Here is a 13,567-nt window from a genome sequence, read left to right as displayed (position 1 = left end):
GAGGGTGCGCGTCCATGATAGTTCCCCTGCATGATTCTGATTGCAGGTGCAACCACTGAGGTCGGACGGAGGGTGGTCCGCCGACTCATCGAGGAGAGGCGGTGCGTCAGGGTCATGGTGCGTTCCGATTCAGCAGCGCATGAGTTCCATGAACTCGGGGCCGAGGCCGTCAAAGGGGACGTGTGCTCGCCGGAGACGCTTCCCCTGGCTTGCAAAGGGTCGGAGACGGTCATCTCGCTCGTCGGTCGGCATTACGCCCGAACGAAAGAAATACTGTTTGCCACGGACGCGGAGGGCAATAGGAATCTGATCCGTGCCGCGAAAGACGCCGGTGTTCAGCATTTCGTGCTGATGTCGTTGCTCTGGGCCGACCGCGACTACGCCCCCGTGATCCTGCCGGCGAAGCGGGAAGCGGAGAAGGCGCTGCGCGAGATTGGATTGGGCTACTCGATTCTGCGTCCGTCCACCTTCATGACTGGCCCGAACAGTCTGGTCGGCATGTTGGGTCCGCCAATCGAGCGATGGGGCTTGGTCGTCATTCCCGCGCCGGACTCGGGTCCGATCTCATTCATTTCGACGGCGGACCTGGCCGAGGCCATCGTGAAGATCGCCGGTCAGCCTCCCCGCAATCGTTTCTACGAACTGGGCGGGAGTGAGGGGCTCACCCTTCGACAGGGAGCGGCTAAGATAGGCTCAATCTTGAATAGAACCGTGCGGGTGGCGGCCATCCCGCGCGGAATGTTGAGGACGCTCGGCACTCTTCTCAGGCCGGTGTCCTTCAATGCCTACGAGTCATACTTGTTCCTGGAGATGATGGCGGAGCACGGGTATCACTGTGCGCCGGATACGCTCCGGCAAGTCCTGGGCCGCGATCCGCAGACGGTGGATGACAGTCTCCGCGTCTACTATTCGAAGGTCAGGCGGACCGCTTGGAGCGATTCGATCTACGCTTCGATCGTTGCGAGGGCGCGCTAAGACTTTCAGTGAAGCGGATCGCGCGGTCGAGCCATTTCCTCAAGAGAGCTGCCGTATCGCAGCCACCGGGGTTAATGTAAAGGTAGCCCTTCATCGGGCGACCCGTGAAGTCCATCGGTCGTGCGCCGCGCTCCTTGAGCATCGCGTCCTGATTGGTCGGGTCAACGCGGACGACAAGATCATCTTTCAGCACCCCGCAACACATCTTTCCGTTCAGCATGAAGGCGATCCCGCCGAACATCCGTTTTTCGACGATCCCATTGCGGGAATGCAATACTTTTCGGACTCTCTCGGCCAATCCCTCGCTGAACGGCATGAATCAGATCAAGATTGAATGGGGGTCAGGGCGAAGGCGCCCAACTCCTGTTCGACTTTCTGCGATGTATTGCAATGTGTGGTGAGGTCGCCGGTCCGGATCGAATTTGGAAGATCGAGAATGTCTCCGCACACGGCACAACTGGCGGTGGGGATCGGCTGTAGAGAAAAAGAAGACCCGTTTCGGAGAACGCGCAGCCGCGATCCGGCGCATCGGGGGCAGGAGAAAGTATTGCCTTCCGTGGCTCCCGCGGGCAGCGGAAGGAATTGGCCGCAGAAGGGACAGACGATTTCCGCGGCCATCAGAGGTTCAACAAGCGGCGGATGCGGCCGAGATCGAATCCGCGCACAACCTGATCGCCGATCACGATGATTGGAGTACCCGTGGCGTTGTAGACGTCGCGCAGCTCACGGAAGGCCTGCTCGTCGTGACTCACATTCCTAGTCTCGAACGCGACTCCCTTTTGCGAAAGATACACCTTCGCCGCCTCGCAGCTCTGTCACCCGTCCGCCGTGTACAAAATGACTCTCGATTCCATCATCTACGTCTGTGGTCTGAACGTGTGCGCCGTTACGGCGTGAGGTTTGACTTTTATGTCTCCACGCTACAGAAATGATCTGAAGAGGAGGTGATGGGTATGATTGTTCGATTTCTGGCACCAAAGACTGAAGCCGCATACGCGACCCTTCGCATCGTGAGCGGACTCATGTTTGCTTTCCACGGCATGCAGAAGATCTTCGGCGTCCTGTCCGATTTCCAGCCGGAGTTCGGAACGCAGCTCTGGTTTGGTGGCATCATCGAGCTGGTGACGGGTCTCGCCATGGCCCTGGGTTTGTTCACCACTTGGGCGGCCTTCCTTGCGAGCGGAACCATGGCCGTCGCCTACATCCAATTCCACTGGAAATTCCAATTGGACTCCAACTTTTTCCCCGCCGTCAACAAGGGCGAACCGGCCGCGCTCTACTCCTTCGTCTTTCTCTTCATCGCCTGTTACGGCCCGGGCACATGGAGCCTGGATCGGCTCAGGGGATCCGTTTCAGGCCCGCCGAAATAGCAAATCATCCCCTTGTTGGAAGTTGTGCTGAAGAAATGAGATTGCTCGGGGAGACGAACGGCAGGCGAAGGGTTTTGGATACGTCCTCGCTGGCGGCCTCTCAATTTCAGAGCAGAATCCGGCGATTTGAGAAGAAATACCGTTGCGTCGCCAATCTTCCTCATTTGGCGAAAAGAAGACCAGGGATGAGCATGGGAAACGGTGTCGGATGAATCCGCTGAATCGGACGAAGGGACAGTCTTCCGTGAAGTTCCTTCGTTCGACGCCCCCTTTCTCCGTGCAAAGCTCCAAGGAGGTCGGCGAGGCCATACGGAGGGTTCTGCGGGCGATGGACTACGTATCGGAGAAGTGGCTGCGAGGGAAACCATTTCAAGACGGTCGCCGGGCGGATCTTTTCTACAATATCTATCAGGAGCTCGGGACGGCCTGGCATTACTACGGGCTTCAGTGCCGCCATCCGAAGGGATACCGACGCATCGGCGGCGGTCAACATGCCTGCCGCACCTGCGGTCAAATCAAGGGAACGTCTAACCCCGAATATCTCTTGCCCGCAAAGGGCAGGAAGCGGATCGGTCGATTCATCCCGTCGCCCCGTAGCAGTGGAGCCGTGCGGAAGCACCGCACGGAGGCGACGCTGCTTGATGACGAGATCGGGTTTCACGGGACGAAACTGGCCGTCCGCGTGAATCATGCATACGAATCCCGATGGGCCGGGGGAAAGATCAACATTGCATCGGACCGTTCCATTCGATTGCGCGAAGGCGAGATCGAGGCTTTTGTGGACGATCACTTGGCTGGCATTCGGTTCCTTCGACGCTCCCGGGGCGACTCTCGGCGGAAGAGGGCGGGGAGGACGCCCGTCTACGGCGGCTTTGCCTACGAGCTTCCAAGAAGACTCCTTCGAAAGTTCCCGGTCATCTTCTCCTACGACCCGGAGGGCCGGCTGTTGGAGATCGAAGTTTTCCGATCGGAGCCACACGGCAGGGCGGCCAAGAGATGAGCGGGCGGTAATTGAGAGCATGTACAAGGTGCCCTCCTCCTTGCCCACCGTCCCCCCGTCGCAAGGGGTGGTTTTACCTCGCTGAGGATGGTGTGGTCCTGCGCAACAGAGCGGTCCAGGACGGGTCGCGCAGAACGCGGGAGAGCGTCCGCCTGATACAGGGCCAAGGAGGGCGCAGTACTGCGCTTCAGGCCCGGCTACGACGGCCGGGCAACGAATCGCAGTGAGCCGCTCACGCCTTTCTCGCCGTAGTTTGCCGCTCTTTGCAGCTCTTCGATAACCTCGCGTCCCTACGAGCGAAAACCGCCCTACTCGTGCCCCTTCACTTTGCCGTCCTTTGCCCAGTTTTGCCCTGCATCTCACAATCCACTGCGATCACTACTGCAACCATACTTGTGTATGGTTTTCACGGTTGGATCATGATGAAGCCTGGATTTTTAGAATGTGCTCGCCAAGGCTTTTGGCGAGAGCAACTGGGACCGCGTTCCCAATTTGCTTGGCAATATGCTGATCGGTACCGGAAAACACGTATCGATCCGGAAACGATTGGAGGGCAGCAGCCTCCCGAAGGCTGATCGCTCTGTCTTGAGTTGGATGGCCATATCTGCCATTGGAAAGGCTGTTGCATCTCCCCGTAAGGGTTGGGGCAGGAGCGTCCCACCTCATCCTTCCGTACACGTCTGTGTGTCCCTGATGGTTTTCATTGTGACACTCCAGCCGCAGATAAGGGGGCCATGAACGCCGATCTCCTCCGTCTTTAGGGGTGTGCTTTATTCGTTCCAGGTTGGTGGGGCTGAGCGAGGCCGCCGTATGATTCGGCACTGTGAGATGGCTTTCGCCGGCTTCGATCGGGGGAAAGTGCCCGATTGCCTGCCGGACTGTCCTGTAAGGTCGGAGTCCGGCACTAGAGATTGGTTTCGGCAATGTCGGCTTTCTTCCGCGCATGGCAATCAATATCAGACGCCTTCGGGTTTGAGGGACTCCCAGTTTCTTTGCGTCCAGCACGCCGACATCGACGAGATAGCCGTTACTCTCCAGGCAACGAAGGAATCGCTTGAACGTGCTGTTCCCCCGCACTCTCGCAATTCCAGGCACATTCTCCATCAGAACAGTTCTGGGAGTTGCCATCTCAATCAATCGTCCAAACGCGCCCAGGAGTGTCTCGACGGGTGCGGAATTGCCGTTCTTGACCTGCTTGGTGAAGGGCTGACATGGTGCACAGCCAACAAACAACATCTCTGACATGATTGCTCCCTTGGAACTGTTCCGAAGGTCTTTCATCGCCAAAGTCCGAATATCCGCTTCTACGTACCTTGATGGGGAGTTGTTTCGTTCATAGGTCTCAGCGCAGCTTCCATCAGCATCGAAACCGGCGAGAACCGTGATCCCGGCATCCAATAGACCGCGTGTAAGACCACCTGCGCCACAAAAAAAATCAAATGCAGCGAGTTCCATTTTCTGGTAGAGCGAAATTCACTCGCTGGCTATCTGACTGGCCCACCCATCAAAATCTCGTACAGGCAGGCCGGGCCGGCACGCAACGCTTAGATACGCCCAGGCTACGAGCTCCCGGAATGGGCTGTCAATTGAAGCGATCCGCAAATATGTCTTCTCCTCCGTCACATCGTCTCGTTGCAAAAGCTCCAATTGTTTTAGATCCGCCATCATTGAGGGAAAGTGTCCTTTCAGACCCGGAAGCGGCAGGATTCCGTCTCGATGGCCCACTGTAATCAGATTTCCCTTTATTTTCTCCTGTTTTGCACCATCCATTCCAAGAGCCTTGAGCCCGATCTTATTGGAGATGCAGCTGGCTACCAGTATTTGCTCGGTTCTGTTGCTTTGTCCCGCTGCCATGTCGCACGAAGGTGTGAGAACGAGTCGAAATGCCTGCACATCATCGGTTTTACCATCTTTTTTTCTGATAATATCTCCGAGTTTTGGGTCCTTGCTGACAGGAGGGAAGATGTATTGTTCCCAACTTCTCAGGGCTCCCAGACTCATTTGGTCCATCAGTGCTGCAAGTCGTCGTCGGGCATGTCTGGTGACGGCATCGTCGTATTCCTTCTTATTTGAGGAGACTGAAGAGGCATAAGGCGCGACCTCGCGCATGGCCACGGCGAATTGGGTCCTGATATGTCGCTCGACTCCCTCGATGGTTTGCGCGTGTGCAACCATCGCTGTCACCGCCTCCTTGAACTTTCCAAGGTCCTGATCCTTCTTGACGTGTTTCACGAACGGATGTCTCTCGCGATCATCCGTCACTTCATCGGGAAACGCCGAGTAAATCACAACGGGGCAAAAACGCCGGAGCCAAATCATGTCGAAGACCTTGCTGCCCTCATCACTGCCACTTACAGGCGTGCCTTGGAATCGGTCTATGATGATAATATGGGGTTGGCGAACCTCGATCTCGGTCTCAAAAGTATCAAACGGTATGCAGTCGCAGTCGTGAGACTCTTTGACCCACTTCATCGCAGGACCGATACTCACTTCGATATCGTCGACGAAGAGTACTCTCAGCTTCCGCACGACTTCAGTCCTTCCTGGCTGGGAGGTCGAAACCGAAGGACGCACCTCCCAGCTTGCCTGATGAAATCTGCATCTGCCCACCATATTCGCGCACCAGCTCGCTCGCAACAGTTAACCCCATGCCGATACCCCCCGGTTTTCTTGTGAATCCAGGATCGAAAATCTTCGGAGCGTCCTCCTTGGCGACGCCAGGGCCGTTGTCGTGCGCCCAAACACGAACGCGAGATCCACGATCTATTTTCTCAAGCTGGAACAGGAGTTTTCCATGTTTGTCATTGACGCTTCCAAGCCAGTATAGTGAGTTGGTCATGAGATTCAGAACAACGGCGTCGAGTTCACCTGGGTCCATTGCCACCCGTGTTTTTCCCTCTGGAAAAGTACAATCCACCTTCTTCTTCCTAAAATCACCCCGGAGGAGTTCAAAGCAGGCGCGAATGCGTTCCTCCACGACGGAATCTCTAATGCGCCGCCTGAAGCTTCGGCTCGCCAAGGGAGCGAACGTATCGGCAAGATTCTCCAGTGAATGAATTGCCTCCTCAGCCCACGTTGCTGCCTCGGCAACATCAGGATCCTTCAGCGGACCAAGCCTGTCTCTTACCATGCGGACGAAATGACCAAATGATGTCGTTCGATTTCGTATCTCATGCACGAGGATTTGGGCGATGGTGCCGACCGTAGCCATCTGGCTGTAGAAAGTGAAGCGCTGCTGAAGCTCCTTGGCCGTTGTCTTCAGTTCATCGTTGAACTGCTTTAGAAGGGGCAGGACGTCAGAGGCCGGGCCTTCGCTTTGGACAATCTCTTCGGTCTCAGAAACGACACTGTCCGCATGCAGACGCGAGAATAGTTCGACAAGTGGCTGCGAGGGTGGTTTTTGAGATCTGTCGCCATCACGTTCGTTTTCGAGAAGCTGGACCACAGTGATGAGAATTTCTTCGAACTGCGCGACCGCGAGATTATCCACGAGCCTCTCGCGGTCACTGGTGTCCTCGATATCGGGGTTGTTTGCTGCCGTAAGGGCAACGTATCCGACGATCTGATTCGTGCTCAGGCGGCCACCAACCCGGCTTACGCGCCTTAAGTCCAAACCAAGCCAGTCCCGCGATGTCTCCGATTTGGGGAGTATCAGAATCCCATCCCGGTAGACCGAGATACCCTTGTGCGCTCGGATTGCCCTACGAACCTTGCTTTTTTGGTAGTCGAAGCGATCCTGGATCTCCTTGGTCCCTTCGGGGTCAATGTCCCATGCTCGGATTTCGAATGAGAACTGCCCGCACTTTGGCCCTTTTTCATCAAATAGGAATCTCTTCCTCCCAAGAGATTGCCAGCGCTCCTTCATGGAATCGTAGGCCTGTTGCCACGTGAGGGAAACCCGCTTGGTTCTTCCTTTTCCATCCCGAATCGGGTCGAATCTGTATTCCGCGATCACCTTACCGCCTGAGTCTGCCTCACCGAGGATCACGTACTTGGGAGCGTTCAGGAATTCTGGCGGTTGAATGCTTAGCGGTGCAGCACCGGATGAGTCTGGCCCCACTAGGAAGATGTTGAACGTACCGACAGCGGCAAAGGGAGATATGAGCCGCGTAAGGTTGTCCTCCAAGTCGGCAACTTTCGAAGCGTCCCACGGGAGTGTGAGCCCGAATATCCGGAGCCTTGTGCCCGACACGTTGAACGGAGATTCCTTGGGGTACCTTCGAAGCTGGGCAATACAGGATGATAGCGCTGTATGGCCAGCGAGATCGCTCCAGCTGACTTTGACTTCCCAGCATGCTTGTCCCGTGGGTTGAGTTAGCACCTGGAGACTCTCGCCCAGGCGACCGGCCGATAGCCTCCCAAGTCCTTTCTTGCCGGCTACACGCCGCCGCTTGCCACCACTCCGGGCGTAGGGATTTTTCTCCTTGTGCGGCGTTGCCACCACACACCACACGTCCTCGATGATCTCTTTTGACATTCCTTGGCCATCATCCTCAATTTCGATGAAGGGGCCTTCTTCCAGATCTGTTTTGAAGCGAATCCAAACATTTGAGGCAAAGGCATCATATGAGTTCTTAACCAACTCGATGACCGCAACGACGTCATTTGTGACCAGGTCTGCTCCGAGCGCCGCGAAAACGCGTGGATGTATCCGAAAGGGAATGGGATCGAAGTCGCTCGCGAGAGGGTCCGTGACCATCGTTCAGACGAAATCGCTACATTCCCAGGTCACATGGACTGGAGGACCGATGATGAAACACGTTGTCTACCACCACATCGAGGGCACTCTATCAGCGCCCCTATCAAAGTGCAATTGTCGTTGAGTTGACAAGAACAGTCAACCTTGATAGATTGGGCTCATCACATGGAAGCGGCGAAAGAGCTTGGACAACGGATCAGGTCTCTCCGAAAACTGCGGAAGGTCAGTCTCAAGAATCTTGCAAAACTCCTCAAGGTCGATCCGGCACATGTTAGCCGGATTGAATCAGGGAAGGTCCCTCCCTCAGCCAAGCTTCTCGACAGGATCGCCAAGGTTCTCCATACACGGCGAGAGGAATTGCATGTTCTAGCGGGGAGTCTCCCGAAGGATGTGGCGCGGATTTTCGCAGAACACCCGAAAGAGGCGGTGGCAGTGGTCCGGAAGTCGTTCAAGGTCTACCGAATCCCGGAACCACACGGACCGCTCACTCCATCGGACGAAACCGAGCAAGGCTCATACCGCGCCTTCCGCCTGATCGATCTTTTTGCCGGCGCAGGTGGTTTCAGCCTTGGATTCGCTAGGTCCGGGATATTCCGCTCGGTATTCGCCAATGATTTCGATCCGTGGTCGGTAAAGACCTACAACGCGAACTTCGGTGAGCATTGCGTGGCGGGCGACATCAATGAATTGCTGGCGAGGAAGGATTTCGTCATCCCCGCTGGCGATGTGGTGATTGGCGGTCCACCGTGCCAAGGGTTCAGCCTCCTGAACAAGCAGCGGGCTACGGACTCCCGGAAGCAGCTATGGGTAGCGTTCATGGAGGTGGTCAAGCGCGTCCGCCCGTTAGCCTACGTGATGGAAAATGTATCGGAGCTTCTTGCCTCGTTCGAATTCCAACAGATTCGTAAGATGTCCGAGAACCTCGGGTACAAGGTCGTGGCGGACGTCTTGAATGCGGCCGACTACGGTGTTCCGGAGAGACGCAAGCGGGCCATTGTTGTCGCGTCGCGGGTAGGTGTGCCCCAATTGCCCAAGCCGACACATGCCGATCCAGCGAAGAAAGGAAGCCTGTTCGCAAGCGGATTACTCCCCTGGGAGTCCGTGCGCCGCGGCATCGGTGACCTTCCCGTACCGGAAGGCACCGAAATCCGCGTGGGAAAGGCAGACCCGCCGATGGACCTCCATTTCGGACGGACACCGACGAAAGAAAGTCTGATCCGATACAAGTGCATCCCCGAGGGCGGAAATCGGTTCGATCTGCAAAGAAAACGGCCCGACTTGACGCCGGGCTGCTGGATTCGAAAGAAGAGCGGGGGGACGGACCTGTTCGGTCGTCTCTGGTGGGACCGGCCGGCTTTCACGATACGAACGGAGTTCTTCAAGCCGGAAAAGGGCCGATACCTGCATCCGGCACAACACCGGCCAATCACCCATCGGGAAGCCGCCCGTCTACAGAGCTTCCCGGATGATTTCATTTTCCACGGGACGAAGATCGCCGTCGCCATGCAGATCGGCAATGCCGTCCCGCCGATACTGGCTCAACGAATTGCCGAATCTCTTGCCGCCACGCTCGATTCCGGATTGGCTGTTGAATCTCAAGTCTTTGCGGCTGCCTCGTAAATGTGGCGGATGTTTTCACCCGCGAGAAACGCTCTGAGATAATGTCCCGAATCCGGGGACGGGATACGTCCCCGGAAAAATCACTCGCAAGAATCCTCCGACGCCTCGGACTGAAATTCCGACGTCATGTTCGTACTCTCCCCGGTAATCCCGATTTCATCCTTCCCGACCGGAAAGTCGCCATCTTCGTCAACGGCTGTTTCTGGCACGGTCACCGAGGATGCAAGAAGGCGACTATCCCGACTTCCAATCGAACTTTCTGGTGTAGGAAATTGACGGGAAATGCCGCACGAGACAGGAAAAATGGGATTGCGTTGAGGAAACGGGGATGGAGACGTATAGTCGTTTGGCAATGTCAGTTGAAGGACGAAGCAAATGTGAGTGGGAAAGTCCGAAGGGTACTGGAGGCCACCCGTGAAACGTAGTGCGCTGGCCGAACTGAGGATTGATTATCAACGAAAACTCTGTGGGGAGGTCCTGTCGGAAAGGGGCGAGGAGGGAACCTACTCTATCGCCGACAGCGGTAGCAAGACGAGCATTGATCTTGCCAGTCGGCTCGTGCGGATCCTCGGTCATCCGCTTCGTTCTGCCCCCCTGAAGGAGCAGGAGGCCGGATCTTTATTCACCTCCGTGACTGCGCAGTTCCTGCGGGACGCATTCCGTCTTCTGGTCCATTTACGACCTGGAAAGTGGGTCTTCTCGACTTCTCCCAGCGAAACCCGGATAGGCGGATTTGATCAGTACGAGCATCTGCGTACCCTTCAGGAAGTTCTCAAGAAATATCCCCAACTTTCTGCGACGCTGGGGGGCGATTATCTGATAACGCCTGACATTATTGTCGCCCGGGCGTCGGCAACCGACGAGGAAATTAACGTTGAAGGCCTGATCGTCTCGGAACGTGAACCTGTAGCAAAGGCGACGCCGTTACGGAAGTCGAACTTCCCTGAACGCAAGGCGATCCTGCATGCAAGTGTTTCATGCAAGTGGACGATCAGGAGCGACAGAAGTCAGAACATCCGAACGGAAGCATTGAATCTGATTCGGAATCGCAAGGGCCAGACGCCCCATATCGTGGCCGTCACGATGGAACCAATGCCATCAAGGATCGCGTCGATTGCCAGGGGGACTGGGGACATCGACTGCACCTATCACGCTGCGCTGCACGAATTGGTCGTTGCCCTAAGAGAGTCGGGACGTGACGACCAAGAGGAACAGCTCTCCACGCTGATCGAGGGCCATCGGCTCCGCGACATCAGCGACCTACCCTTCGACTTGGCGATCTGAACCGTCATCTGGCGGAAGGAGGAGAGATGGCACTGATTCCATTTGGAAGAAACATGGGATCCCTACTCGTGAGCTACGTGAAACTTGCTGTCTCACGTAGATCCAGTAGAAGGCGTCATTTGGCCGAGATGCCGAATTGGGCGCTGGGCCTCATTGGCGGCTATTCCTTGGTCGCTGCTTGGTACTGGAGTATTGGCGTGGCGGAAGTGGGGCCGGGCTATGTCAAGGCCATCAACGTAGCCGCTCATTTGAGTCCGATGGCCATTGCTACCGGGGTCATGCTTTTCCTTTGCGGGTTCCAGGTCTGGTTTTACGGAACCATCGCGGCTCGTTGTAGCAAACTTTTGACTGATCGTACTTTCAAGTAGGAGGGCCCCTCCGGGCTGGCCTCTGCGTAATTCTCCTGTTGAGAAGTGCGTTCATCAGGGCGGCGGCTTTGGAAGACGCGCCGTTCGGCGCGGACCGGGGGCGCGTGACAATCCGGTTACGCCCCCAATCCGTTCCGGCGGGGATGATGATCGGAGCGGCCATCCGGATCTTGCATCGGAACATTTCGAGGCCTCTCCGCCTTTGGCGGAAACCATGTCATGGCGGGCGGTGCGGATGCCTTGCACCGCGCCCCAGTTGGGGGCGTGATCTTAAATCGCGGAGGTTTAGATACCGTTGACCCGACAGGGGTCTGCGATTATGCTTGATTTCGTGGCTACCGAACTACGTGAGGCAAGGTTGCTGGCCAGAGCTCTGAGAAACCTTGGACCGGAAGCGCTTCGAGAATTCTGGTCGGAGCTCGGGAAGCAACGCAAGGATTTCCTTGAGGACTTGTCGGACGTTCTGGTGTCCATTTCTCGAAATCGTGAGCCGCGTCGCAGCTACAGGGATTTCTGGGAGAAGCTGAAGAAGGCAAGAGCCTGAAGTACCGAGTCGAAATCCCCCGAAGCGTTGAAAAAGAAGTCAGCGCTCTTCCCAACGCTACCCAGATCAGGGTGCACGAGAAGATTCTTGGTCTTGAGGAAGATCCGAGACCGGCAGGATGCAAGCAGCTCATTGGGAGCGGGTATTGGCGTATTCGCGTAGGGGACTACCGTATCGTTTACGCCATCGATGACGCGGCGCGGTTGGTCGTGCTCACGCGAGTGAGGCATCGCAAGGAAGTTTACAGGGGTCTTTCTTGAGCGTAGACTCTGGCCCCGGCACTGCGAACCGCACTGGGACCAGACTCTGAAAGGCCCCGTGAACCAGGCAACGTATTGAAATATCGGGCCCGTAGCTCAGGTGGTTTTAGAGCGTCCGCCTGATAAGCGGGAGGTCGGTGGTTCAAGTCCACCCGGGCCCATTCCAAAGTGCTGAGTGCCGAGCGCTGAGTAATGAGTACGAAAGAAGTGTGGGAGGGGAATTCGTCGTCAGGACCCAGGACTCATTGCTCAGGACTCAGGACTGTATGATTGGGGGCGTAGCTCAGCTGGGAGAGCACCCGGTTTGCAACCGGGAGGCCACCGGTTCGATCCCGGTCGCCTCCACACTAAGAAATGCTGAGGACTAAGCGATGAGGACTGAGTAAGGGAGTCGGATCTTTGCATGGTCGTTCAGAATATTTGGAAATGGGGTCTTGGAATATCGGCCTGGGTCGTCTCGGGCCGCCTCGCCTTCGCGCAGCCGTGCTTCGATCCGGGGACGGCGAAGGAACCGATCAAGATCATCGCGGGGCATCAGGAGAGCACGGCATCAATCGCCTTTTTTCCCGATGGGAAGCGCATGGTGACGTCGGGTCGGGATCGAAAAGTCAAAGTGTGGGATACGGCGACGTGGAAGCTGGTCCAGGAATTCGAAGGACACACGAACGTGGTGGATGCTGCCGCGGTCTTGCCGGATCCCGGCCGGATCGCCTCGGCGAGCCGGGATGGAACCGTTCGAGTGTGGTCGATGAGTGGCGGCCCGCCTCTGATTCTCAAGGGGCACCGCGAGTTTGTGTTCGCGGTGGTCGGCCTTTCGCCGAACGACATTCTCTCGGGTGGATGGGATGGAACGATTCGAGTCTGGACGCTTCCGGATGGGAAGGAATCGCTCAAGATTCAAGCCCATGAAGGCGCCGTCTATTCCATTGCCGTGTCGCCGGACGGAAAGAGCATCGCCACGGCAGGCGCGGACGATACGATCCGGATGTGGCCGGTTCCCGTTCAGCGGCCGGCGCGTGATCTGGAAGGACACAAAGGCTCGGTGTACGTGGCACGATTCAGCGCAGACGGCTCGAAGCTCGTTTCGGGAAGCTCGGATTTCACGGTCAAGCTGTGGGACGTCGTCACGGGCAGCGTGCTCAAGACGATGTATGGACACAAGGCGGCGGTGGCCACGGTTTCGATGTCTCCGAACGGGAAATGGATCGTATCCGGGGGGGGGGACGAGATGGTGATCATCTGGTCGGTACCGGAGGGCAAACGGCTGGCGGAATTGAAGGGCCACACGGGGGGCACTTTTGCCTCTGCGTTCTCCCCCGATGGGTGCCGGTTGGTGACGGGCGGCAAGGGCGGGGCGCTGCACGTCTGGTGATGCGCATGAAAGAGCCCCCTCACCCCCACCCTCTCCCGCCAGGGGAGAGGGGAAAAATATCGGGCGGGCCTCGCA

General features: G+C 56.9%; 15 protein-coding genes and 2 tRNA genes. 11 read left to right on the top strand and 6 right to left on the bottom strand.

What is annotated here, in order from left to right:
• Positions 1–30: 30 nt before the first annotated feature.
• Positions 31–975, top strand: a complete 945-nt coding sequence (locus HYT87_07410) for an SDR family oxidoreductase (GenBank protein ID MBI2059583.1) — start codon at positions 31–33, stop codon at positions 973–975.
• On the opposite strand, the gene HYT87_07405 is transcribed toward HYT87_07410, so the two are convergent.
• The 3 genes from HYT87_07405 to HYT87_07395 are packed head-to-tail and all read right to left on the bottom strand — an operon-like array spanning position 917 to position 1,769.
• Positions 917–1,291 carry a TfoX/Sxy family protein gene (locus HYT87_07405; protein ID MBI2059582.1) on the bottom strand — a complete coding sequence of 125 codons (375 nt, stop codon included), beginning with the start codon at positions 1,289–1,291 and terminating at the stop codon, positions 917–919. The genes HYT87_07410 and HYT87_07405 overlap by 59 nt on opposite strands.
• Positions 1,292–1,299: 8 nt before the next feature.
• Positions 1,300–1,593, bottom strand: coding sequence for a hypothetical protein (locus tag HYT87_07400; protein ID MBI2059581.1), 294 nt, complete (start codon positions 1,591–1,593; stop codon positions 1,300–1,302).
• Positions 1,593–1,769: a glutaredoxin family protein gene (locus HYT87_07395; GenBank protein ID MBI2059580.1), complete on the bottom strand. Its 177-nt coding sequence runs from the start codon at positions 1,767–1,769 to the stop codon at positions 1,593–1,595. Before HYT87_07395 ends, HYT87_07400 begins: the two co-directional genes overlap by 1 nt.
• Positions 1,770–1,928: 159 nt before the next feature.
• On the opposite strand from HYT87_07395, the gene HYT87_07390 reads away from it, so the two are divergent.
• On the top strand, positions 1,929–2,345 hold the full coding sequence (locus HYT87_07390) for a DoxX family protein (protein MBI2059579.1): 417 nt from the start codon (positions 1,929–1,931) through the stop codon (positions 2,343–2,345).
• A gap of 208 nt (positions 2,346–2,553) precedes the next feature.
• Positions 2,554–3,345 (top strand): hypothetical protein, encoded by a 792-nt coding sequence (locus HYT87_07385; protein ID MBI2059578.1) that lies wholly within the window; start codon positions 2,554–2,556, stop codon positions 3,343–3,345.
• A 417-nt stretch (positions 3,346–3,762) separates the two neighbouring features.
• Here the strand turns inward: HYT87_07385 and HYT87_07380 are convergent, their stop codons facing one another.
• The 3 genes from HYT87_07380 to HYT87_07370 are packed head-to-tail and all read right to left on the bottom strand — an operon-like array spanning position 3,763 to position 8,044.
• Positions 3,763–4,800: a DNA cytosine methyltransferase gene (locus HYT87_07380; protein ID MBI2059577.1), complete on the bottom strand. Its 1,038-nt coding sequence runs from the start codon at positions 4,798–4,800 to the stop codon at positions 3,763–3,765.
• Between the two features lie 18 nt (positions 4,801–4,818).
• Entirely contained in the window at positions 4,819–5,874 is a 1,056-nt protein-coding gene (locus tag HYT87_07375; GenBank protein ID MBI2059576.1) for a hypothetical protein, read from the bottom strand.
• Positions 5,875–5,878: 4 nt separating this feature from the next.
• The gene (locus tag HYT87_07370; GenBank protein MBI2059575.1) at positions 5,879–8,044 is read right to left on the bottom strand and encodes a sensor histidine kinase; all 2,166 of its coding nucleotides are present in this window, start codon (positions 8,042–8,044) and stop codon (positions 5,879–5,881) included.
• Between the two features lie 165 nt (positions 8,045–8,209).
• Here HYT87_07370 and dcm point away from each other — a divergent pair, with 165 nt between their 5' ends.
• From dcm to HYT87_07330, 8 genes are all read left to right on the top strand, one after another.
• Positions 8,210–9,664 (top strand): DNA (cytosine-5-)-methyltransferase, encoded by a 1,455-nt coding sequence (dcm, locus tag HYT87_07365; GenBank protein MBI2059574.1) that lies wholly within the window; start codon positions 8,210–8,212, stop codon positions 9,662–9,664.
• 2 nt (positions 9,665–9,666) lie between these two features.
• Positions 9,667–10,089: a DNA mismatch endonuclease Vsr gene (vsr, locus tag HYT87_07360; protein ID MBI2059573.1), complete on the top strand. Its 423-nt coding sequence runs from the start codon at positions 9,667–9,669 to the stop codon at positions 10,087–10,089.
• Positions 10,079–10,948 (top strand): restriction endonuclease, encoded by an 870-nt coding sequence (locus HYT87_07355; GenBank protein MBI2059572.1) that lies wholly within the window; start codon positions 10,079–10,081, stop codon positions 10,946–10,948. The genes vsr and HYT87_07355 overlap by 11 nt, the downstream gene beginning before the upstream one ends.
• 119 nt (positions 10,949–11,067) lie before the next feature.
• On the top strand, positions 11,068–11,316 hold the full coding sequence (locus HYT87_07350; protein ID MBI2059571.1) for a hypothetical protein: 249 nt from the start codon (positions 11,068–11,070) through the stop codon (positions 11,314–11,316).
• Between the two features lie 540 nt (positions 11,317–11,856).
• Positions 11,857–12,120, top strand: coding sequence for a type II toxin-antitoxin system RelE/ParE family toxin (locus HYT87_07345; GenBank protein MBI2059570.1), 264 nt, complete (start codon positions 11,857–11,859; stop codon positions 12,118–12,120).
• Positions 12,121–12,205: 85 nt separating this feature from the next.
• Positions 12,206–12,281: transfer RNA gene (locus tag HYT87_07340), tRNA-Ile, on the top strand.
• Between the two features lie 111 nt (positions 12,282–12,392).
• Positions 12,393–12,465 (top strand) — tRNA-Ala (locus HYT87_07335).
• 58 nt (positions 12,466–12,523) lie between these two features.
• Positions 12,524–13,492 carry a WD40 repeat domain-containing protein gene (locus tag HYT87_07330; GenBank protein MBI2059569.1) on the top strand — a complete coding sequence of 323 codons (969 nt, stop codon included), beginning with the start codon at positions 12,524–12,526 and terminating at the stop codon, positions 13,490–13,492.
• Positions 13,493–13,567 lie beyond the last annotated feature (75 nt).

The organism is Nitrospirota bacterium (genome assembly GCA_016180645.1).
Lineage (GTDB): Bacteria > JACPQY01 > JACPQY01 > JACPQY01 > JACPQY01 > JACPAV01.
This window is presented reverse-complemented; position numbering and strand designations above follow the sequence as displayed.